The sequence below is a fragment of the Enterococcus ureasiticus genome, assembly GCF_001730285.1.
In the GTDB taxonomy this organism is placed as follows: Bacteria; Bacillota; Bacilli; order Lactobacillales; family Enterococcaceae; genus Enterococcus_L; species Enterococcus_L ureasiticus.
Genome location: NZ_MIJZ01000018.1, coordinates 24,258 through 47,097, shown reverse-complemented (window position 1 = coordinate 47,097; position 22,840 = coordinate 24,258). Strand labels below are relative to the sequence as shown.

Below are 22,840 nucleotides of genomic sequence, written 5' to 3'. Positions count from 1 at the left end.
GCTCGTTTAACCTCGACTGAAAAATAGGAAAAATCGATTGAGGTGCTTTTTACCTCACTCTATTTTTATCTTTTTTCCGAGAGGTTAGCTCGTGAAGCTAGATAAGTTTAAAAGCGTAACGAGCTCGTTTAACCTCGACTGAAAAATAGGAAAAATCGATTGAGGTGCTTTTTACCTCACTCTATTTTTATCTTTTTTCCGAGAGGTTAGCTCGTGAAGCTAGATAAGTTTAAAAGCGTAACGAGCTCGTTTAACCTCGACTGAAAAATAGGAAAAATCGATTGAGGTGCTTTTTACCTCACTCTATTTTTATCTTTTTTCCGAGAGGTTAGCTCGTGAAGCTAGATAAGTTTAAAAGCGTAACGAGCTCGTTTAACCTCGACTGAAAAATAGGAAAAATCGATTGAGGTGCTTTTTACCTCACTCTATTTTTATCTTTTTTCCGAGAGGTTAGCTCGTGAAGCTAGATAGTTTAAAATCTGAATAAACCCGTCTTTTTTATTCTGTCTCAACAGCCGTAGTCTTATATTTTTCTTGTCTCAATGCTGTGGTAAACAGCGCTACTTCCTGCAACCAAGCAGCTTCTTTCATACTTTTAGGCACTTTTAAACGAACGGACATTTTTTCATTATCTACAGCGAGATCCGCTTTTAGTTGAGTCTGAGATAGTGCCTCAAATATCTGTTCGACATTATAAGTCTTCGTACCTATTTTACTCAAAGTAAAGGTAATTTCCTGCTGTCTCTTACGGATTGTTTCAACTAAGGCACGGTCGCCATCCATTTTGATTTGACCTGTCGTTAATAAATGAGCCACTTCATCTGGGTATTCTCCAAATCGATCAAGCAGATCTGCTTCTAGTTCATCATACATATCCATATTTTCTAACTGACGAATTCGTTTATAAATCTCAATTTTTTGACGCTCATCTGAAATATAGCTCGTTGGTAAATAAGCATCAATACCCAAGTCGATCTCAACAGATGTTTTTTGATCTTGGATATTTTTTCCTTGTTTACGGGCAACTGCTTCTGAAAGCATTTGTGAGTACATATCAAAACCGACAGAGTCGATAAAGCCATGTTGTTGCGCGCCTAATAGATTTCCAGCACCACGAATGGATAAATCACGCATCGCAATTTTAAATCCAGAACCTAGTTCTGTAAAATCTTTGATTGCTTCTAAACGCTTTTCGCTGACTTCATTTAAAATTTTCTGTTGTTCATACATGAAATAAGCATATGCGACACGGTTACTCCGACCAACCCGGCCACGTAATTGATACAATGTAGATAAGCCCATATAATCGGCATTTTCTACAAAAAGGGTATTGGCATTTGGAATATCAACACCTGTCTCAATGATCGTTGTTGTAACCAAAACATCGTATTGCCGTTCAATAAAATCAAATAAGGTATTTTCTAATTGAACTTCAGTCATCTGACCATGCGCGTATGCAATTCTGGCATCTGGAACCAGCGCTTGAATTTCTTCAACTTTTTGCTCGATGGTGTCAACTCGATTATAAAGATAAAAAACTTGCCCATCGCGAGCCATTTCTCTTTCGATTGCTTCTCTGATTGCACCTGGATTATTTTCCATGACATACGTTTGGATAGGATAACGATTTTCTGGTGGTGTTTCAATGACTGAAAGATCACGTACGCCAAGCATCGACATATGCAATGTTCTAGGAATCGGTGTTGCAGTCAGTGTTAAAACATCTACTTGTGCTCGTAATTGTTTCAAACGCTCTTTGTGTTTTACACCAAAACGTTGTTCTTCGTCAATTACCAACAACCCAAGATCACTAAAATTCACATCTTGAGAAAGCAAACGGTGAGTTCCAACTACGATATCCACTTGTCCATGTTTGATTTTTTCGATTGTTTCACTTTGTTGCTTTTTCGTTCTAAAACGACTCAACAAGCCTACTTCGACAGGAAACCCTTCAAATCGGTCCAACATAGTCTCGTAATGTTGCTGTGCTAAAATCGTTGTCGGAACTAAAAAAGCCACTTGTTTATTATTGTTGATTGCTTTGAATGCAGCACGTAACGCTACTTCTGTTTTTCCGTAGCCCACATCACCGACCAGCAATCGATCCATTGGTCGTGTTTTTTCCATATCATGTTTGATCTCAGCCGTGCTACGCAACTGATCGTCAGTTTCACTATAAGGAAAGGCATCTTCAAATTCTTTTTGGTAAGCATCGTCCGGCGGAAAAGCATAGCCTTTTTCAGATTCTCTTGAGGCGTAAAGCTGGATTAAATCGTCTGCGATATCTTCGATTTTAGAAGACACTTTACGCTTGGTTTTGCTCCATTCACTACCACCTAATTTGTTAACTTTAGGCGATTTCGCTTCAGACGCTACGAACTTCTGGATCAGGTTGAGTTGTGTGACTGGAATAAATAGCTTATCATCATTTTGATATAAAATCGTGATGTAATCTTGGTGAACGCCATCAACTTCTAGCGTTTGCATCCCAATATATTTACCGATACCGTGATTCGCATGAACGACATAATCCCCATTTTTTAGATCACTATAACTTTTTAAGCGTTCTGCATTTGAAACGGTTTGGCGGCGTGCTCTTTTTTTCGTTGTGGTATGGAAAATTTCTTTTTCCGTGATGGCTACGATTTTTTCTACAGGTAATTCAAACCCGGATTGCAACGAACCTTCAACGATTTGAATTTTTCCTTCTATTAATTTATCAGCAGAAACGGTCACACTTGAAATATCAAAATCACGAAACAGCTCTTCGACTTTTTGACTGCGTTCTTTCGTCGGTACAAAAACCACAACAGTTTGATCTTGTTTTTGCCAGCGATCCATTTCCGTTTTTAGTAACGGCATTTGACCGAAAAACTGTTGCATTGAACGATACTGAAAATTATGAATTGCTTGAAAACGTAGATTGCCCATTCCTTTTTGGAATAATGAAAAGAACGTTGTCGAAAAGGTCATTTTCCTTACTTGCTCATGAAACTCCAAGCCAAATGTTTGCTCTGGAAAAACACGCATTTCTTCTAATTTAAGCACTTGCCACTCATTTTCCTCACGAATAATTTCACGTTCGGCTTCTAAAATCCGCGCATAATCATCCACAAAGACTAAACTGTCTTCTCCAATATAATCCAGCAACGTTGTTTTTATTTCATATAAAAGGTCTGTATAGTAATGCGCTGTGTCTGTAGGAATTCCTTGACTCCACGAGGTCGCTAACTGACCAAAGTAATCCTGAAGAAAGTCTTTTTCAGCAGTATCTTTAGCAATCGCTACTCTTTTTTCTAACGCTTTGCTCAATTCTTTTTCACCATGAATCAAGTCTTCTTTTGAAAAGACAAGATCAGTCATTGGTGAAAGCATCACAGATTCAATTGCTTCTACAGAGCGTTGGGTATCTGCTTCAAAATAACGTAGAGAATCAATTTCAATATCGAATAATTCTGCTCTGACTGGATATTCAGAATTTAACGGATAGACATCGACAATACTGCCCCGAATACTAAAATCACCAGGCTTGCCAACTAAAGATTGGCGCTCATATCCCATCAAAACTAGTTGTTGTGCCAATGTATCCAGTTCAATTTCTCCGCCAATTTCCCAGTAAAGCTGTGCTTGTTTCCACGTTTGTTTACTTGGCAAATATTTTCTTAGACCTGCTACAGGAACAACGATGATCCCCGCTTGATCTGTTAAAAGAAAATTAAGTGCCGCAACTCTCTCTGCTCTAGCTTCTGGTGAAGAAAAAGCCATTTCAGCAGACAATACTTCATCTACAGGAAATATATACACTTCTTCATCTGATAAAATATTACGAAAATCTTCAACTAGCTGGTTTCCATAATAAAGATTTGGAACAGCTACGACGATTTTTTTGTTTTTTTCTTTGTAGCCACTCGTCATGACCAGTGTTTTAGCAGAGCCGGCTAAACCTGTAATCAGTTGGCGCGTATTTCCTGTTAGTTGCTTTTGCCACTCTCGGGCTAGTTCACTTGCACCAATTCGTTCAATGATGTTCAAAACGGGCTCCTCCTTCTATACGTTCTATTTTTCTTATTTTCCATTAAATTGATTCATCGTATCAACAAACGTATGTCCTTCACATGCATAAATTGCGGCATCAGCTGCGCTTTTCACTGCTAATAAAATCTCCTCATGTTTTTCTTTAGGAAAACCAGTCAATACATGATGGATAACTGTGTTACTGCCGATAGGACGACCAATGCCAATCTTGATTCTTGGAAACACATTTGTTCCTAAATGCGAAATCAAGCTCTTAATACCATTATGGCCACCAGCACTACCTTTTCCACGCAAACGGATCTTACCTATTTCCAAATCTAGATCATCATAAATAACGATCAAGTCCTCATCTTCTACACCATAATAGGTCATTAAAGGACCTACTGAACGGCCAGACTCATTCATAAACGTAAGTGGTTTGACCAACATAATTTTTTCTGTTCCTATAAAAAATTCAGCAATATCTGCTTCAAATTGACTTCTATTAAAGGTTGCATTGTATCGGTGAGCGATTTCATCTACAGTAATAAACCCGATATTATGTTTTGTTTCTTGATATTTACTTCCAGGATTACCTAATCCAACGATCATTTTCATCTATTTATATTCTCCTTAAAGAGGTGCTCTTTTACCACCATTTATTCATTCTCCAACACAAAATATCTGGGCAGGAGAATCCCTTGCCCAGTTTTTTATAATTATACCATAAAACACACGATTGCCGGCTCATTTAAATTCTTAAAAAAGCCATAAGCTTGATTTAATTCTTTAAAGATAAAAAAAATCAGCAAAATCGCAAATAGTGAAATACCGCACATGAAAGAGTTTTCTTATGAAACACCCCTAAAAACTGTATTAATTTATATAAACAAAAAACGTGACAAACCTCACAAACGGTGGTATTATCATTGTGATAAAACAATTATCTGAAAGGAATGATACACATGACTGCAGCAGTTGGGAACAAAGACCACCAAAAAGTAATTTTAGTTGGAGATGGCGCTGTCGGATCTAGTTATGCTTTTGCCTTAGTCACTCAAAATATTGCTCAAGAAGTTGGTATTATTGATATAGATACAAAGAAAACCGAAGGAGATGCGGCTGATTTATCTCATGCATTAGCCTTTACTTCTCCTAAAAAGATTTATGCGGCCACTTATGACGATTGTCATGATGCTGATCTTGTCGTATTGACGGCTGGAGCCGCACAAAAACCTGGTGAAACAAGAATCGATTTAGTTCATAAAAACTTAAAGATCAACAAACAAATCGTCACTGCAATCGTTGATTCTGGCTTTAACGGCATTTTCTTAGTCGCTGCTAACCCAGTTGATATTTTAACTTATTCTACATGGAAATTCTCAGGATTTCCAAAAGAACGCGTTATCGGTTCTGGGACCTCTCTTGACTCAGCCCGTTTCCGTCAAGCAATCGCTGAATTAGTTCACGTAGATGCTCGTAATGTCCATGCTTATATCTTAGGCGAACACGGAGATACCGAATTTCCAGTTTGGTCTCATGCCAATGTTGCTGGCTTACAAATTTATGAATGGGTCAAAAACAACCCCGATGTAGATGAGGAAGCAATGGTCAACTTATTCTTCAATGTAAGAGATGCTGCTTATTCAATCATCGAGAAAAAAGGTGCGACATTCTACGGAATTGCTGCTGCCTTAGCTCGAATTACAAAAGCAATTTTAGACGATGAAGATTCTGTCTTCCCGCTATCTGTTTATTTAGATGGTGAGTATGGACAAAATGATATTTACATCGGCGCACCTGCTGTAATCAATCGTCAAGGAATCAAACAAGTCATTGAAATTCCATTGACAGATTCTGAAATGGATCGCATGAATGCTTCTGCTAACGCACTGAAGGAAGTCATTAAATCTGCTTTTGAGAAATTTGAAGCAGAAGATAATTAAAAAAAGACAGTTGAAAAGCTTTATCAGAAGTCATTTTGATTTCTGATAAAGCTTTTTTTATGGGTCTATTTTATTTTCTCTACTTATTTTGGTAAATACTCTAACATAATATCGAAGTCTTTTGTCTCAACATTTCCAGCATAATTCGGTGTTGCTAATGATAAGTTGCCGCTTTTATTAATGAAAACATATAGATTGCCAGACATATCACGACCTTGATCACTGGACAATCGATTGCCTAACACTAACTCTGTGTTCACATACACGGTACGTATTTCATTCGTCTCTGCCGAAAAAATACGGATTGCTTTGGTAGGAATGGACTGATAAGAAATTGCAAAGCTCGTCACATACTCTCGTTCTGGTCCTGTATTGATAAAAGACGCTATTCCTTGAGTATCCTCTTCAAATGTCAATTCGATTCTTTGAGGAATATTCATCCCATTTCTTGTAAATGCACCTTCTGATTTTAGTTCATTTAGTGACACTTCATATGGATATTCTCTATTTCCATCTGATGTTGATGTTTCTTGAGAATTTAAGTGCTCTGCTGTTTTACTTGTTGTAGCTTGAGCAGAATTACTTGTGCTTTGGGATTTAGATTCACTAACTAAACTGTTACTACTTGCATTGCCTTCACTTGAACTAGCAAGAGTTTCTTTCGTTTTACCATTTGAACACCCCGCCAATAACAAAAACATTCCTAAACAAATTATTATAGCCTTTTTCATGATTTTTACTGCCTCCTTGCTTTTTCTTTGCACACTCTAAACCAAAAATAAATGGCGAGAAAAAAGCCGGCTTCTATCATTAACCTTTATACAAAATTCCTTTTTGTGCTAATGCTTCTTTGATACGGTTAAGGGTGTCTTCATTTTCACAACGAATCGTATGCAAATGAATTCCACCGGTCAACTCAGATAATAACGAAGCCCTGCTTTTTTCATAGGCTTTAACAAACTCTTTCACTTCTTTTTCCGTGTGAATATGCAGGCCTCCTGTTAATTCACCATAAATCGGATGTTCGACCACCACATCTAGCACTTCGCCACCTAGAGAAACGATTGTTAGTAGTTCGTCTTCGGTTTGCTGTGGCATATGCTGGCAAGCTATTTTTCTGACAACGCCTTGTTTGTCTTTTTCAGACTCAAGCAAATAGCCTCTAGCTGTTGCGATAATTTCGTAACCTGCTGCCCTTAACAGCGCCACATCTCCAACCACGATTTGGCGGCTAACTTTGAATTCTTTTGCAAAACGACTGGCACTGATTGGTTTATCTGCTGATTCTAATTCGAGTAAAATTGCTTCTCGTCTTTTAATACCATCCATCCAATTTCCTCCTGTTGCCTCTTAATCCATTTGCTTTTGCTGGAACCTTTTCGAAGCGTCCATGATCCCTTGATACGTTTCCTTGATTGTTTCTTTGTATTGATCGTTCTCAATATATGTGTCGATTTTTGCTAAAACTTCTTGCTCTCTTGAAATATCTAATATTGGCTGTTCTGATGTTTTTTTGATTGTAGCGATTGCTTCAACTACATCCATGCGCTCTTCTAATAAAGCAACAATTTGTTTGTCTAGCGCATTGATTTTATCGCGCTGAATCGTGAGTGGTGACCGTTTTTCATCTAGTTCTATTTCCTTGATGATTTTCGCAGGATTTCCGCCGATCACACAATTGTCCGGAAATGATTTTGTGACAACCGAACCTGCTGCTACCACGACATTATTTCCTAAAGTCACACCCGGCGTGATTACAACACCACCACCCAGCCAAACATTATCACCGATGGTAATAGGCTTACCGTATTCCAAACCACTATTTCGTTTAACGGGATGTAACGGATGCGTTGCTGCATATAATTGAGCGTTTGGTCCGAACATACAGTTATCACCGATCGTAATCGGACATATATCTAGAAAAATACTGTTAAAATTAGCATAGAAATTTTTCCCTACATGAATATTAAATCCGTAATCAAAGCTAATCGACGGTTCAATATAGCTGCCTGTTCCTACTGTTCCAAATGTCTCTTCTACTAATTGACGGCGAATGTGGCTGTCTTCTTCTTTGTTGATCAACTTCATTTGTTCTCTCGCAAACTTGCGGGCTGTTGCAAGTTCTGGGTCACCTGCAAAATAAAGTTCACCATCGATCATTTTTTGTCGTTCTGATTTAATTTCTTCCATAAAAAAACTCCTCTATAAAATATTTTCAAAGACCTTCACTGCATCTTGTTTAAAAAAGTAAGACTCTCTATTTAATTGAACCGCAGTTTGGTTGATCACTAAGATTTTTGCGGTATCTGTTGCATAATGAATCAAGTCACAAAATGGATGTACTTGGAAAGTAGTGCCTACAATAACGATCAGTTCCGCTTCAGCCACGGCTTCAATCGATACAGCAATTGCTTGTTCGTCTAAACCTTCTTCATACAATACGATATTTGGACGGATTTGACCACCGCATTGATCATGACGATCAGATAGTAAATACGTCTTCGCTGAAACTTTTTGTCCACACTTTCTGCAATAGCAATCATACAAATCCCCATGAAAATTAACTAAGCGTTGCGATCCTGCTGCAGCATGAAGCCCATCTACATTTTGCGAAATGACCCATGTGTCTTTTATTTTTTCCAATTCTGCCATTTTCATATGGATACTATTTGGTTTTGCCTGTGGATGATATAAAGTTTGCACAAATGAATAAAATTTCTCTGGTTCTTCAAGCATACAAGAATGACTTAGCAAATATTCTGGGCGTTCGATGCCATGATATATTCCAGACAGCGAGCGATAATCAGGAACACCAGAAGCGGTCGAAACGCCAGCACCAGTTAAGAATGTGATCTTTTCGGCTTGCTCAATCAGGCTTACGGCGTTTTTTTCATCAATCTTTTGCATATTTTCATCTCCCAATAGGTCTATTATAGCGTATATGATGAGCAGAGAGAAAAAATATTCGCATAAAATAAAAAAGAAATACTTTATTCTACTCAATTGAAATGCTACTTACGAACGGCCAAAAACAAGTGAGAAGCTTTTAAGAATGTCAGGTTTTTCACTGTCTTTTCATGACAAACAAAAGAGAACGTGATAGAATACTTAATGTATAAAAGTGAGGTGAAACTTCGTGGTAGCATTTATTATTTATTGGGCAGCTATTTTAGTCTGCATCGCTTGGGGCGTATTAAGTTTATGGTTTTCGATCTATTATCTTTCACGTAAAGAAAACGGAAATCTATGGGCGTTCGCATTCTTGAATGTTCTTGCAGCTATTGTTTTAGCAATTGTTTTAGTTATTTACAAAACGTGGGATTTTGATATTTCAACCTACTCTAGCTTGATTTACGCAATTTTAGCTTCATATGGTGTCTTAACAGTCTTACAAGCTATTTTAGGCCGCGAACCTAAAGAAGCTGCTAAAGCTTAGTTTTATTATTTTAATATCAAAAAGCACTGAAGAGATGTTCTTTTCAGCGCTTTTTCTTTATTATTTTTTCAATTGTTTGATGGCATTCTGTATTTCCTTAAGCACTTCTGTTTCTGGCTCTACTTCCAACAACTCAGTTAAAACATCGATCCATTTTTCCGCTTCTTTATTTCCTAATTTACCGATCGCCCAAGCAGCTGTTCCTCTGATTACAGGACGAACATCCTCTTTTGCACAAACTAAAATTTCTGGCAATGCACTACGATCACCCAAATTCGCTAATGCAATCAAGGCATTTCTTTGCAATGGTTTTTTTCCCCGCCAAGAACCTGACAAATGTCCGAATTGCGTTTTAAATTCTTTGTTTGACATACTCAGCATCGGCTTTAACTTAGGGTAAACAGTATCCACCTCAGGCTCCATTTCTTTATGAAAATGAAAATCTTTTCCTCTGTTATAAGGACAGACCAACTGACAAATATCACAGCCATAGATTACGTTATGCATTTTTCTCCGGTATTCTTCTGGCATCATATCTTTGGTTTGTGTTTGATAGGATAAACATTTTTTAGCATTCATACTGCCATTACCTAAAAGTGCTTGCGTAGGACACGCCGTAACACAACGAGTACAATCCCCACAGCCAAAAGGCACAGGTTCATCTACTTCAAAATCGATGTTGGTTACGATTTCTCCTAAATAAACAAACGAACCAAACTCTTCTGTGATCAACAAACCATTTCTTCCAATAAACCCTAAGCCTGCACGTTGGGCAACTGCGACATCAACTAATTCCCCAGTATCAACTTGAGGGGCAAACCGCCATTCACCAGATTCCTCTAAACTTTGGGCTTGTGAGTGAATAAAATCAATCAATTTTGATAATCGATCGCGTAAAACATCATGATAATCGATTCCCCATGAAGCTCTGGCAAACATCCCGCGTTTTTCATCTCTCGGTACTTTCCCTCCGATTTTCGTTGGATAGGCCAATGCAATAGAAATAATCGTTTTAGGATTTTCAAAAGTCTTTTCTGGATAAATCCGTTCTTCGATCACTTGATGCTCAAAACCCGAGTTATAGCCGAGCTTTCTTTGTTCTTTCAACGAATCCTCTAATTCATAAAATGGTTCAGCTGAAGCAAAACCTATCTTATCGATTCCTAAACGTTTACTTTCTTCTATAATTTTTTGTTTTAATGTCATCGGTATACTCCTTATTTTAAAAGCTGAATAACCTTGTTCAGCTTCGACTTAAAATAGCGGCTTCGCTATCCAATAATTCATTTTATTATAATCTACCTATTAAAAACTTGTCATCTTTTTGCTTTCAACTCTAAAAATACGATTTTTTTATTATAAAAATGTTGAAAATGTCATTTTTATAATAAAAATTATTCATTTTTTAAAAAATAATTTAATTTTTTCGGCATTTTTATGATAAAATGATTTGTGATAATATTCTTTTATCATCATCACACACTTTATTATAAACCACGGAGGGATTACATATGAAAAATCGAACCATTGTACCACTACATAAGAAAACAACGATCCACACAGTCATGTTACTTACTCTATTAGCACCGACTATTCTCTCTTCATCCTTTGTTTTTGCCGAAGATAATACGCTCGCAACTGAGCAAACAACTCCTTCTCAAACACAAGAAAGTACCGAAATGTCAGAAACAACACTTGAATCTTCTAGCAGTCTTGAAAGTCCTGTCCCACAAGAGAGTCCAGCAATAAGTACTTCAACTGAAAATGAAACACCGATTTCAACGACAGATACCACTACTGAAGATGCACCTGCCGCTATGATTGCTCCGAGAGCTGATACTATTACTATTGCAGATCCGATTTTAAAACAAACGATTTTATCGACGCTAGGTTTACCTGCTGATAGCGAGTTGACACAAGCAGACATGGATCGTCTAACGAATCTTTCTCTTAATTCTGCTCAAATCAGCTCTCTTTCAGGATTAGAGCATGCAACAAATCTAAATTCTATTTATATGAATACAACAAATAATATAACTGATTTTAGTCCGTTAGAGCAACTAACTTCTTTAACCTATGTTACGCTGCAAACAAAAAGTTTAACCAGTGCTAACTTTCCTGATTTAAGTAAAAATATTGGCATTACAAATCTGAGTTTAGGTTCAACAAGTATCGATGACACAATCTTACCTAAAATTGCTCAATTAACATCCTTAACAAGGATTTACATGGATTCAAATATGAACATTACGACCATTGCGCCGTTTACAGCTCTACCTAATCTAAAATCACTTTCTGTTCAGTTTTGCGGAATCACAGATTTCACTGTAATCAAAGAGTTCCCTGTTCTTAACGATCTAGCGGCATTTGGACAAAATACAGGACGAAATGATCTACCTACTACAATAGGTCGTTCTTCCCTTGATTATGATTTTGACCAAGAAACGTTATTCATCCCTTTTTCCATGATGCCAAACAGACTAACAAACTTTGATGGTCATGTTCCACCATTTACAACATCAAATTCTGCCAGCAACACCTATCTTGATTTTAACGGGACACAATTGCCTGCGAGTCGTTTACAAATCACAGATCAAGGAATCACGATTTCCGGCGTAACAGAGGATGAATTTGCAAATCTCTCTACCTTTGAATATAATGCTCGTTTAAATAATCCGGCTGGATCATACGCTCAACCACCAGGCTTTGCATTTTATGCTATATCATCAGGGACTTATTTGCACCAATTCAATGTCCTTAATGACGGCGAACCCGTAATGATTCACTATCAAGATACTGATGGAAATAAATTACTACCTAGCGAAACTCGTTCAGGTTTGGTTGGGCAAGCGTTCGATATCGCGGCTCCGGACATTCCTGATTATGAGCTAACAGAAATGCCTAATAATGCATCTGGCAATTTCACTGATCAAGAACAAACTGTAACATTTGTGTATAAAAAGAAATCTGCTCCGATCATTGAGATTAAAGGCACAGTGACTGCTTATTATGTTGATACAAACGGAAAAAAGATGAATAAGATAGAACAAACTGACATAGTTGGAAAACCTTTTACAACAGAGCAACTTGAATTCAAAGGCTACACATTTAAAGAAGTCAAAGGCAATACAACAGGGGTATTTGCCACAGAAAAACAAGAAGTAACTTATATTTATACCAAAGATGAAGATAAAACAGATCCTACTACATCTACTGATTCTTCTGAAACGACTACTTCTAATACTGAAAAAACAACAAATAATACAGGAACAAACGGTTCATCTGATCAAGTAACTAATTCTTCTAGCAATAACAGCCAAACACCAAAAACAGGCATGAGTTCAAATGCTTCAGCTAAAAAGAAACTTCCTGATACTGGTGAACAATCAAGCTATGCTTGGTTAGTCCTTGGTCTTGTTATTATCGGATTCGTTAACTATCAGTATGTATTAAAAAAAGTAAAACAAGAAAAATAAACGCGTTGTAATCAAAAACACAAGAGTAGACGAAAGTGATAAAACGCTTTTGCCTTACTCTTGTGTTTTTTGATTATTCTGATGAACTTGAAGATGCTTTCAACTATTCTTACCTTTCCGGCACTCCGTTAAACGGACCACTGACAACAACTTTTCCTCTCATATGCCCGGCTTCGACATCTGCTGTGGCTTTTTTTAAATTAGCTGCATTGATTCCATTTGAATATGTTTTTCCCACAGTCGCTACTATTTTCCCAGTTTCTGCAAGATGACTGATTACGGCGAGTGCTTCTCCTTGGGTTTCGATTCGATAATCAAAATCAGTTTTCGCAAACATATACTCCCAATCAAAGCTAACAGACTTATTTTTCAGATAGCTGATATCTAGTTTTTCATCCAAACCAACGATCGTCCCGATATGCCCAAAAGGATTGATCAGATCCGCTACTGTATCAAAATACGGCATAATATTGAATAAAACTGCAGCATAGTCAACTGTGTGCGTACCTGTTTTTGCTAAGTCATGTTTAAGATCATGATGGTAATCAAGAGGATGATCTACGCCGATTGTTTTTAACCAGTCAAAATTTGCTTGACTAGCTGTAGCAAAAACGGTCATCCCTGTCCAATGAGCAAGTTGATTTAAAATTGACCCTACGCCACCTGCTCCATTGATCACTAAAATTGTTTTCCCTTGATTAGCATTTTCTTTGGGAATCAAACCGAATTTTTCAAACAATAATTCATAAGCTGTCAATGCCGTTAAGGGTAAAGAGACTGCTTCTTCATCGCTTAAATTACTAGGTGCTAAAGCTGCGATTTCCTCGTTTACTAATTGAAATTCTTGATTGCTACCTGCACGTTTTGTTGTCCCTGCATAAAAAATACGGTCACCTATAGTAAACTTCTTAACGTTTTTCCCCACAGAAACGACTTCTCCAACTCCATCGAATCCTAAAATGTTTAATTGATTTTGCTTTCTTGTGGTTTGTCTTACTTTTGTATCTACAGGGTTTACGGAAACAGCTTTGACCTTTACAAGAATATCTTGTGGACCAGGGATCGGAATTTGCTTATATCCGTCTATAAAACTAGCTTCATTTTCAATAGGGAGTCCTTCAAAAAAACCGACTACCTTCATTCGTTTATTTTCATCCATTTGTTTTGCCTCCCGTTACTTCTTTAATGATTAGTATGAACCCATTCTTTTAAGATTGAAATTTATTTGTCTTGTAGAATCCATTCTTCCCTATAAATATAATTCCATAAGGGAAAATTTCAGTCTTATCGATTTTATCATTATCTTAAGAAACTCTTATGGCATCTTGCACTGGACTACTGTTATCTATACAATAAAATAAATACACATGTTATCTAACTTCGCTGATTGGTTTGCAACCAGTCCATTCGGCTTTTAAATAAGGAGAATACACAATATGATCGAATCAGCTCACAGAAAAATCACTTTGCTCATTAATGAAATGGAAAAAGTTATCTTAGGAAAACGCGAAGTCCTCCAATTAACTGTTGCCGCTTTCTTAGCAGGTGGACATGTTTTATTTGAAGATATTCCTGGTGTTGGAAAAACAATGATGGTAAAAACTTTGGCCAAAGCCACTCATGGTAAATTTAACAGAATTCAATTTACACCAGATCTACTTCCTAGTGACATTTTAGGTGTCTCTATCTATAATACAACTGCTCAAATGTTTGAGTTTCATCATGGGCCAGTATTTACAACAGTCTTATTAGCAGATGAAATTAATCGGACCACGCCTAGAACTCAAGCTGCTTTACTAGAAGCCTTATCTGAAAACCATGTCACGATCGACAATCACACTTATCCATTAGATGAACACTTTTTTGTCTTGGCTACGCAAAATCCACTAGAATATGAAGGAACTTATCCTTTGCCAGAAGCTCAACTTGATCGTTTTTTATTTAAACTTCATATCGGCTATCCTGAATTTTCAGATGAACTAAACTTGATATTGAATCAAACAGGCCACGAATTGAATACAGTACAACAAGTCTTAGACGCTTCTGAAATCACTCAATTAAAAAGAATTGTTGAAGATATTTATGTTGATTCAGCAGTTGCTAAATATGCGTTGCAATTGGTTCACGCGACTCGAAATCATGGTGGAATTGCTCTTGGCATCAGTCCACGTGGATCAGTTGCTTTTATTCGAGCAGCTAAAGCTTTCGCTTTGACTGAAGGAAGAAATTATGTCACACCTGGTGATCTACAGCAGATTTTACCAGCAACATTTGGGCATCGGTTATTATTAAAAGACGGACATACGGCATCGTTCGAACAGCTACAAGAAATTTTCGGTCAAATTCTTAGACGAGTACCTGTTCCGGTCAGGAAATAGTGATGAAACGATACATGATCACTAACCTTATAAGAACTCTAGGTATTTCTATTTTTTATGTTGCTGTTTTTATGTATACGATCATTTTTAATACTTCAACAGGTTGGCTATTCTTCTTCTTTTTGACATTTTTGTTATTATTCGATTTTCTCACAATGATTCCATCCTTAAGAAAAATCCAGATTCGATTAATCGAAAGCACAATATATGAAGCGAACCGCCCGAATAACATCAAACTGGAAATGTTTCGTTATCGTCCAACTTTACTGAGACTGCCCATGCTGATGATTAATCTCAAAAATAATTCATTTGTCAAAAAACAATACGTAACACTTTATTCTGGGCAGAAAGAGGAACTGACTTTTGAATGGACTCCTGCACAAAGAGGAATTTTTCACCAGCTCTCATTTGTACTAACTGGTTCTGATTTGTTTCGACTGTTCTCTAAACAGTCGGAACTAGCAATATCAGAGCCAATTGTAATCATGCCCACCCTACAATTGGATTTGGCGGAACAGATTTACCAACAATTACTGAAATCTATGCCGAATTTCATTTTTCCTTTAGGGAATCAAACATTCTCGATTCGTAATTTCCGTAAATATCAGGTAGGAGATTCGTTAAATTCTGTTGACTGGAAGCAATCTGGTAAAAGAAATGAGTTGATCATTAAAGAATATGAGCATGAAGCGGAAGCAGAGACACATTTCGTATTTTATGGTTCACCTCATAAAAACTTTGAAGAGCTTCTTTCTATTTACTATTCATTTATCCGTTTGGTTGAAACTAAACGGACTTTGCAGCAAACGATTCTTGCTGAGATTCCCGATTCTACGCCAAAGGAATATACACTAGCAACGGCATCTCCATTGGCAAAAGAATGTCGTTTACCCGCTTTTTCAAATAAAAAATTAGTGGTTTTTGCTCCAAGTAAAACCACTCAACTGTCTGAACAACTAAATGATTTAAAGAAGAAAAACGACATCTATCTGATCACATTTCTTGATGGAGCGCTCTGTCTACAGCGGGAAGATCAAGTCAGTGCTATCCATAAAGGAGGTCCTATTCTTGAGAAGTAGAATAAAAGAAAAATGGCCCTTTGCACTTCTAAGCTTTTTTATACTAACAACGGCTAGTCTGCCTTTTTTAAAAGTCTATGATTTGGCCCAAGCGAATACACTGTTTTTTATTGGGATGCTCGCATTCGTTTGTTTTATGAACTTGCTCATCAAGAATCAACTGATTCTTTTTCCATTTTATATTCTTAGTTACTTATTTACGCTCTATTATTATTTTCCATTGGGTAAGCTGTTTGGTTTTACTTGGTTTGGCAGTTTTTTACAAAAAATGCTACATACCTATCCGAAAATGCTTAGTGGTGAAACCAATTATCTACCTGATTTTTTTGCTTTGTCTATTATTTTATTTTTGTTACTTCTATTAAGTGTTCTTTTTATTCGTTACGAACGTTGGGCACTCGGTTGTTTGTTGCTTATTGGTTACTTGCTTATGTTGTCAGTTTTTAATCATTTAAATTTAGGTGTTCAGGTAATTTTGATCACAATTTTTGCTATTCTTTTTTATGGATTGAAACAGTCTTCACTAGCTTTAGCTGGAAAAGACAAAAGGAGATTGTTCCTATTAAGTGGTTTTGTTTTGTTTTTGATTGCAGGAGGTTCTTATTTTTTCCCTATTGTATTTCCTCAATCGCAGAATTTTTTAATCACTCAGACCACAAGCATTCGTAATTATATGAATCGCCAAGGGATTTATCGGCAAATTGAAGGCTACGGCTCGAATGGTCCTTCCAAAGCTGGTTTTAGTGATAACGATGACCAATTAGGTGGACCCTTGTCAGATGATCAACTGATTCTTTTTACAGCGAAACAAACAAGCGAACATTATTGGCGTGTGGAAACAAAGAATTATTTTACTGGAAAGGGTTGGAAAAATACGTCAGAAGCAGTTTCTGTTTCTAATGAGCCACTACTGACCATTTCAACAAATCCAGAATATCAGGATACAACGGATATCGAAACTACGATTACGTTATCATTCAACTATCAAAAAGAATATTTACCTTATCCTTATGGACGTGTCTCAGTGCCACTTAGCGAGATTGGGCAAACAGAGCAACTCAAAGATAAACAGCGCATCAATCTTTTGGCTGCACCAGATACTATCAAGCTTGCGTGGCAAAAACCTAGTTTTACACCAGAAGTCCTAAAACAGGTTCCTTACCAAGTTTCTCAAGATGTGCAAATGACACAAATCCCTATGACTACCCCAAAACGTGTTCGGGAATTAGCTCTTTCATTAACGGAAAATCAGGAAACCCTTTACGGTAAGGTCAAAGCGATTGAACACTATCTAAAAGAAGAGGGCGATTATCGCTACTCAAAAACGGATACTCCTTTTACTCCACAAAATGAAGATTACGTTGATTATTTTCTTTTTGAGTCGAAGATTGGCTATTGTGATAATTTCTCCAGTTCAATGATCATTTTACTTCGTTCGATCGGTATTTCTAGTCGTTGGGTAAAAGGATTTGCTCCTGGTGAAATTCTGAGTAGCAGCAACTCCGAGTATCAAGAATATACCATTAGAAATAGCGATGCTCACTCTTGGCCGGAAGTTTATTTCGAAGGGTATGGTTGGATTCCATTTGAACCGACGCCTAGTTTTACGAATAATGTTAGTCAGCCTACAGTTACTAGCAACACTACGCCCGAAAGCACAACTACAAACAGCAGTGCTGAAACAAGTACTCCTACTGAAACAAACGAAACAACAGAAATTACGTCCAACAGTACAGAAAGCTCAACTAAAGAACATGCACAGGATTCTGCATTGACTAAATGGGTGCCAGTTTTACGTAATATCGTACTGGTTTTACTAATCGTTTTACTTGGGATCTGCAGTTTCTTTTTGAAAAAATACTTTTTCATACTGCGTATTGGCCTGTATCTTAAAGTATATCCTCACAAGTTTAGCAATGCCTATACTATACTGTTACGCAAAGCAGAACATATTTTGTGTCGTCAAGCTGATGAACCCTTAATTATTTATGCGAAACGATTTGAACATACGTATTCGCAGTTTCACGGTAGTTTTATTCAGCTGACGGGATTGTATGAGCAAACTTTGTATGGCGGTGTAAAACCTAAAGTAGCTGATTATGCTGGATTATTGAGGCATACAGCACGATTATTGACGGATTTGAAGAAGGAACGTTAAAAAAAACAATCAATGTCTTTATTTTAGACATTGATTGTTTTTTGATTATCCAAACCATTGCTTGAATCGATACGTATGAAACGGCTGTTCACAAGCATTCCCAAACGCTAAATGCATCTCACCTTTGCCTAAATCAAAGATCATCGAAGCTAATGATTTTGATAATGGATGTTCTGGTGAAGGATGATTACAGACACTTTTCGGAAAATTACGGTGGTTGGCTAAAAACTGTTTTCCAAGCTCCGCATCGATAATACCGTAATTTTCATTAACGATTGCTTCCATCGCTTCAAAACGAGAATGGGATGTTTTAGAGCCGCCTTCTTCTGGCTCTTCTAACGCAATACTATTATGATTTGCATGAATCATTACATCTGCCTGCTCGTGTTCATAAATCTTATTTGGAAAACACTCAAAGCTTGCGATTCCTTCAGTAGCATGAGATAAGCTGAATTGATTCGGCACAGCATGAGGGACGCTATACAGGTAATCCCGTGCTTCTTTTAAGCTTTTCTTATTAATCAGCTCTCTAATAATTCCAGCTGTCGGGACGCCCTCTTTGCGCTGACCGTTATCGATATACGTCCACATCACGGCTAAACCATAATTATTCATTCCCATATAAGCTGGAATGCCTGGATGACTATAAATCAAAGATTCAAAATCAGATTCACTATCACGATGATGTACAACACAATCGACCTCAGAACGATATTCATCAAGGCGTTCATCATTGGTTTGACCACATATCACGGACCCGTCAAAAGTAGCATTTCCTTTCGCTGCAAATGAGGTACATTTATCACTGATCAATTCGTCAAAAAATGATCGTTCATAAACAGTATACAAATACAAGATCTCTTGAAAATCCAGCCCGCTCCCTTTCGCAACGCCCCGCATTTCAGCGACTACATCAGGTGCAAATTTTTCTGTAAACTCAAGATATGTCTGTGCTTTTTCCAACCATTTGGCAATGATCTCAGTTGGATCTTTATAAAATAATTTTTGACTGGATAAGTTTGTTTCGATCTGCATTTTTAATACTTCGCCAATTTTGACCCCACGTTCAAATGCTGAGCCTGTTACTTCTATATAACGATGAATCATCTAATCCCACCTTTTCTACGTTCAGTTACTATTCAATGGATGTCCATTTATAATCATATTCCGGACCAGATGGCAATATACCTTTGACTTTTGGATTACGCAAATGCGCTTCAGCTTTTTGATAAACCGGGCAAACACCCATCGTATCCATTAAAACACTTTCCGCTTCAATCAAATCATTCCAACGAGCTTTTGGATCACCTGCATTCGTTGTAGCAGAAGCTTTCAAATATTTATCAAATTCTTTGTTGGTATATTTACCACTATTATTGATATTATCTGATGCAAATAATTCTAGGAATACACTAGGATCGTTGTATTCTGCACCCCAGCCCACTAAAATCATATCAAAATCGCCTTTATTGCCACGTTCCAAACGAACAGAAAGTGGTACTGACGAAACATCGACTGTCACACCTTTCAAGGTTCCCTGAATTGCACCTTGCATGTATTCTACCACTTTTTTGGCAGAATCGGCATCTGACGAAAGCAAATTGATTTTTAAAGTGTCGATTCCTAGTTCTGTTTTTGCTTTAGTCCAATATTCTTTGGCTTTTTCTGGATCATACTTCAAATGATTACCAGAATCTTTCACAAAATCAGCTTCTGTTTCAGGGTTAAATGACATGTTTTTCGGCACTAAGCCAGTTGCTGCGATCGACCCGTCTCCTAAAACTTGGTCTACTAAAGTTTGACGATCTAATGCGTAAGAAATGGCTTTTCTAAGATTCTCATTTTGGAATTCTTTTTTTGTTTGATTATATTCCACATAGGTCGCATTTGACATATCTTGTGAGAAAAAGGCTGGATCATCTACCATTTGCTGAGCTAGTTCCCCCGTCACAACAATGTCATCTGTTTGACCATCTTGAAATAGATTTAAAGCTGTCGCATCTTCTTTTACGACATCAAAATTGATTTTCTCCATCGTAACATTGGCTTGATCCCAATACTTCTCATTTTTTACATATGCCCATTTTGTATCTGTTCCTGCCCCTTCAAAATCACTTAATACGAACGGTCCATTGTAAACCATATGCTCACTTGAGCTGGCATATTTTTCACCACTTTTGTTGATGATTTTTTCATTTTGTGGGAAAAACGGTGGTAAAGACAATAAAGATTCCATATATGGTACAGGTGATTCAAGCGTCACTTCTAATTCATGATCGCTCAATGCTTTTATACCTAATTCCTCTGCCGGTGTTTTTCCGTCCATGATTGCCTGATAATTTTTGATTGATTCAAATAGGTAAGCCACTTCTGATGCAGTTTTTGGTTCAACAGTCCGTTGCCAACCATACACATAATCTTTTGCAATAACAGGATCACCATTTGACCAAACCGCATCTTCGCGTAATTTAAACGTATAAGTCAAACCATCTTCACTGACTTTTGGCATTTCTGCCGCACCTGCTGGAACTAATTTTCCTGCTTTATCTGCACGGAATAACCCTTCACCCGTATTTTTCAGAACACCCCAACCAACAACATCATTTGTGACAGATGCATCGATCGATGGAATTTCTTGTTTTGCAACAACTGAAAATGTTTGTCCGTTGTTTGCTGATTTTTCACTCGTTTCGTCAGTCTTTTCTTTACCAGAACCACATCCTCCAAGCAAAATAATACAGCTTGCTGCAGCTAGTAAATACCCTAATCTTGTATTTCTCATTTAGTAACCTCCTACATGATCGACATTTATTTTCAAAAATATAACACTCATTATCATACCATAAAAAATAAGCGTTTTCTCATTAAAATCATGTTATTCTTTTACCAAATTTTATTTTTCCGAAAATAATCTCTAGCCCCTTAGTCTTCAAAATTTCTTGCATCCTCTACAAACTTATGTGAAAATGAATTACTTGATTTTATAAGGATCTAAAAGGAGTTACTCATGAAAAAATTAGCGATCATAGGTGGCGGGATTATCGGTTTGACCTTAGCCAACTACATTGATTTAACAAAATATAGTGTAACAGTTTATGATAATCCTGTTGGGCAAGCCACTAAAGCTAGCGCCGGCATCATCTCACCGTGGCTTTCAAAACGCCGCAACAAAAAATGGTACCAACTAGCAAAAGATGGCGCCGCATTTTACCCTAAATTAGTACAGGACTTTTCTCTACCAAATAATGTTTATCAACAAACTGGTACTCTAATCCTTCGAAAAGATGGTGAACTTGCTCCTCTTATGCAACTTGCAGAAGAACGAAAACAGTCCGCTCCTGAAATTGGAGAGATACAATTATTGACTGCGGAGCAAGTCACAGAAAAACTACCTTTATTAAAAGCGACACCCGCCTTATTTATCACAGGTGGCGGAAAATTAGACGGTGCTAGTTACTTAGAAACCTTAAGAACACGTGCAGCTAAAAAAAGCATCTCACTAAAAACTGGTTCAGTTCAGCTTGACCGAATAAATGATACATGGCTCATTCAAACACTTGATGAAATAGAATATTTTGACGCAGTAGCGATATGCGCTGGACCTGGCTTACCTTCATTATTAGAATCTCTTGGTTATACAACCGATATTAGAGCTCAAAAGGGACAATTATTGGCTTTTGAAACACCCTTTAAAGCGAGTGGGAGTTGGCCTGTTGCAATGTTAGATGGAGAAAGTGATTTGATTCCTTTTGAGAATGGGAAAATTTTAATTGGTGCAACACATGAAAATGATGGCGGCTTTGATTTAACTCCGACACAAGATGCTTTTTCTTTGCTCAAGCAAAAATCAGTCCCTTTTCTATCTGAATCAGCTTTTTTTGAAAAGTATTCAGCTACTTTTCGTGTAGGGACACGCGCCTATACATCCGATTTCGCTCCTTTCTTCAATTATTTGCCGAATGAGCCTACTGCAGTTGTCGCTAGCGGATTAGGTTCTTCCGGCTTGACAACTGGTCCATATATTGGCTTTCTTTTAGCTGAGTATTTCAATGAGGACAACAACGATTGGGACAATTATCAAAAGCCGATCGAAACTTACTTATCTAAATAAAAAAGTTCAAACTAAATTGATATTTCCTGAAAAATAAAATAACACAGGTTGTATAAAGCGATAATCGTTTTATACAACCTTTTTAATTTCAAATTTTTTTAACACTTGAACATTAGATAACAAATTCACAAATAGGTTAGATGTCTATCTACATTAAATATTCAGAATGAATTAGACGGTTTTCAAATTCAACATTATAAAAACACTCGATTCACCCTATTAAATCAACATTAATGATTATT

At 37.1% G+C, this 22,840-nt stretch carries 17 protein-coding genes; 7 read left to right on the top strand and 10 right to left on the bottom strand.

Annotated elements, in window-relative coordinates; genetic code table 11:
- Window positions 1–498 precede the first annotated feature (498 nt).
- Together mfd and pth are read right to left on the bottom strand one after the other, a co-directional pair.
- Entirely contained in the window at window positions 499–4,032 is a 3,534-nt protein-coding gene (mfd, locus tag BCR21_RS16405; protein ID WP_069647545.1) for a transcription-repair coupling factor, read from the bottom strand.
- A 33-nt stretch (window positions 4,033–4,065) separates the two neighbouring features.
- Window positions 4,066–4,632, bottom strand: coding sequence for an aminoacyl-tRNA hydrolase (gene pth, locus BCR21_RS16400; protein WP_069647544.1), 567 nt, complete (start codon window positions 4,630–4,632; stop codon window positions 4,066–4,068).
- A 347-nt stretch (window positions 4,633–4,979) separates the two neighbouring features.
- Here pth and BCR21_RS16395 point away from each other — a divergent pair, with 347 nt between their 5' ends.
- Window positions 4,980–5,960 (top strand): L-lactate dehydrogenase, encoded by a 981-nt coding sequence (locus tag BCR21_RS16395; protein WP_069647543.1) that lies wholly within the window; start codon window positions 4,980–4,982, stop codon window positions 5,958–5,960.
- Window positions 5,961–6,043: 83 nt separating this feature from the next.
- Here BCR21_RS16395 and BCR21_RS16390 read toward each other — a convergent pair whose 3' ends face one another.
- The 4 genes from BCR21_RS16390 to BCR21_RS16375 form a co-directional block, all read right to left on the bottom strand.
- Window positions 6,044–6,691, bottom strand: coding sequence for a hypothetical protein (locus BCR21_RS16390; protein WP_069647542.1), 648 nt, complete (start codon window positions 6,689–6,691; stop codon window positions 6,044–6,046).
- A 79-nt stretch (window positions 6,692–6,770) separates the two neighbouring features.
- Window positions 6,771–7,289: a transcription repressor NadR gene (locus tag BCR21_RS16385; RefSeq protein WP_069647541.1), complete on the bottom strand. Its 519-nt coding sequence runs from the start codon at window positions 7,287–7,289 to the stop codon at window positions 6,771–6,773.
- Between the two features lie 21 nt (window positions 7,290–7,310).
- A complete protein-coding gene (locus tag BCR21_RS16380; RefSeq protein ID WP_069647540.1) occupies window positions 7,311–8,150 on the bottom strand; it encodes a chorismate mutase in 840 nt (279 codons plus the stop codon).
- 12 nt (window positions 8,151–8,162) lie between these two features.
- Entirely contained in the window at window positions 8,163–8,867 is a 705-nt protein-coding gene (locus BCR21_RS16375; RefSeq protein WP_069647539.1) for an NAD-dependent protein deacylase, read from the bottom strand.
- Between the two features lie 229 nt (window positions 8,868–9,096).
- Between BCR21_RS16375 and BCR21_RS16370 the strand changes: the two genes are divergently transcribed.
- Window positions 9,097–9,396: a hypothetical protein gene (locus BCR21_RS16370; RefSeq protein WP_069647538.1), complete on the top strand. Its 300-nt coding sequence runs from the start codon at window positions 9,097–9,099 to the stop codon at window positions 9,394–9,396.
- Between the two features lie 60 nt (window positions 9,397–9,456).
- Here BCR21_RS16370 and queG read toward each other — a convergent pair whose 3' ends face one another.
- Entirely contained in the window at window positions 9,457–10,602 is a 1,146-nt protein-coding gene (gene queG / locus BCR21_RS16365) for a tRNA epoxyqueuosine(34) reductase QueG (protein WP_069647537.1), read from the bottom strand.
- A gap of 305 nt (window positions 10,603–10,907) precedes the next feature.
- Here queG and BCR21_RS16360 point away from each other — a divergent pair, with 305 nt between their 5' ends.
- Window positions 10,908–12,872 (top strand): MucBP domain-containing protein, encoded by a 1,965-nt coding sequence (locus tag BCR21_RS16360; protein WP_069647536.1) that lies wholly within the window; start codon window positions 10,908–10,910, stop codon window positions 12,870–12,872.
- A 109-nt stretch (window positions 12,873–12,981) separates the two neighbouring features.
- Here BCR21_RS16360 and BCR21_RS16355 read toward each other — a convergent pair whose 3' ends face one another.
- The gene (locus tag BCR21_RS16355) at window positions 12,982–14,031 is read right to left on the bottom strand and encodes a zinc-binding alcohol dehydrogenase family protein (RefSeq protein ID WP_069647535.1); all 1,050 of its coding nucleotides are present in this window, start codon (window positions 14,029–14,031) and stop codon (window positions 12,982–12,984) included.
- A gap of 277 nt (window positions 14,032–14,308) precedes the next feature.
- Here BCR21_RS16355 and BCR21_RS16350 point away from each other — a divergent pair, with 277 nt between their 5' ends.
- Genes BCR21_RS16350 through BCR21_RS16340 form a run of 3 tightly spaced genes read left to right on the top strand, consistent with a single transcriptional unit; the run spans window position 14,309 to window position 18,487 of the window.
- Window positions 14,309–15,250 carry an AAA family ATPase gene (locus BCR21_RS16350; protein ID WP_069647534.1) on the top strand — a complete coding sequence of 314 codons (942 nt, stop codon included), beginning with the start codon at window positions 14,309–14,311 and terminating at the stop codon, window positions 15,248–15,250.
- A gap of 2 nt (window positions 15,251–15,252) precedes the next feature.
- Window positions 15,253–16,329 (top strand): DUF58 domain-containing protein, encoded by a 1,077-nt coding sequence (locus BCR21_RS16345; RefSeq protein ID WP_069647533.1) that lies wholly within the window; start codon window positions 15,253–15,255, stop codon window positions 16,327–16,329.
- On the top strand, window positions 16,319–18,487 hold the full coding sequence (locus tag BCR21_RS16340) for a transglutaminase-like domain-containing protein (RefSeq protein WP_069647532.1): 2,169 nt from the start codon (window positions 16,319–16,321) through the stop codon (window positions 18,485–18,487). Before BCR21_RS16345 ends, BCR21_RS16340 begins: the two co-directional genes overlap by 11 nt.
- A gap of 45 nt (window positions 18,488–18,532) precedes the next feature.
- Here BCR21_RS16340 and BCR21_RS16335 read toward each other — a convergent pair whose 3' ends face one another.
- Both BCR21_RS16335 and BCR21_RS16330 read right to left on the bottom strand, forming a co-directional pair.
- Complete coding sequence (locus tag BCR21_RS16335; protein ID WP_069647531.1) at window positions 18,533–19,594, bottom strand: C45 family autoproteolytic acyltransferase/hydrolase; 1,062 nt, start codon at window positions 19,592–19,594, stop codon at window positions 18,533–18,535.
- A gap of 28 nt (window positions 19,595–19,622) precedes the next feature.
- Entirely contained in the window at window positions 19,623–21,269 is a 1,647-nt protein-coding gene (locus BCR21_RS16330; protein WP_069647530.1) for a peptide ABC transporter substrate-binding protein, read from the bottom strand.
- A 225-nt stretch (window positions 21,270–21,494) separates the two neighbouring features.
- On the opposite strand from BCR21_RS16330, the gene BCR21_RS16325 reads away from it, so the two are divergent.
- Window positions 21,495–22,598: an NAD(P)/FAD-dependent oxidoreductase gene (locus BCR21_RS16325; protein ID WP_069647529.1), complete on the top strand. Its 1,104-nt coding sequence runs from the start codon at window positions 21,495–21,497 to the stop codon at window positions 22,596–22,598.
- Window positions 22,599–22,840 lie beyond the last annotated feature (242 nt).

Coding starts and splice junctions, on each gene's coding strand:
- pth (WP_069647544.1), bottom strand. CDS start 4,632: ATGAAAATGATCGTTGGATTAGGTAATCCTGGAAGTAAATATCAAGAA.
- BCR21_RS16380 (WP_069647540.1), bottom strand. CDS start 8,150: ATGGAAGAAATTAAATCAGAACGACAAAAAATGATCGATGGTGAACTT.
- BCR21_RS16355 (WP_069647535.1), bottom strand. CDS start 14,031: ATGGATGAAAATAAACGAATGAAGGTAGTCGGTTTTTTTGAAGGACTC.
- BCR21_RS16385 (WP_069647541.1), bottom strand. CDS start 7,289: ATGGATGGTATTAAAAGACGAGAAGCAATTTTACTCGAATTAGAATCA.
- BCR21_RS16360 (WP_069647536.1), top strand. CDS start 10,908: ATGAAAAATCGAACCATTGTACCACTACATAAGAAAACAACGATCCAC.
- BCR21_RS16335 (WP_069647531.1), bottom strand. CDS start 19,594: ATGATTCATCGTTATATAGAAGTAACAGGCTCAGCATTTGAACGTGGG.
- BCR21_RS16325 (WP_069647529.1), top strand. CDS start 21,495: ATGAAAAAATTAGCGATCATAGGTGGCGGGATTATCGGTTTGACCTTA.
- BCR21_RS16395 (WP_069647543.1), top strand. CDS start 4,980: ATGACTGCAGCAGTTGGGAACAAAGACCACCAAAAAGTAATTTTAGTT.
- BCR21_RS16390 (WP_069647542.1), bottom strand. CDS start 6,691: ATGAAAAAGGCTATAATAATTTGTTTAGGAATGTTTTTGTTATTGGCG.
- BCR21_RS16350 (WP_069647534.1), top strand. CDS start 14,309: ATGATCGAATCAGCTCACAGAAAAATCACTTTGCTCATTAATGAAATG.
- BCR21_RS16375 (WP_069647539.1), bottom strand. CDS start 8,867: ATGCAAAAGATTGATGAAAAAAACGCCGTAAGCCTGATTGAGCAAGCC.
- BCR21_RS16345 (WP_069647533.1), top strand. CDS start 15,253: ATGAAACGATACATGATCACTAACCTTATAAGAACTCTAGGTATTTCT.
- queG (WP_069647537.1), bottom strand. CDS start 10,602: ATGACATTAAAACAAAAAATTATAGAAGAAAGTAAACGTTTAGGAATC.
- BCR21_RS16330 (WP_069647530.1), bottom strand. CDS start 21,269: ATGAGAAATACAAGATTAGGGTATTTACTAGCTGCAGCAAGCTGTATT.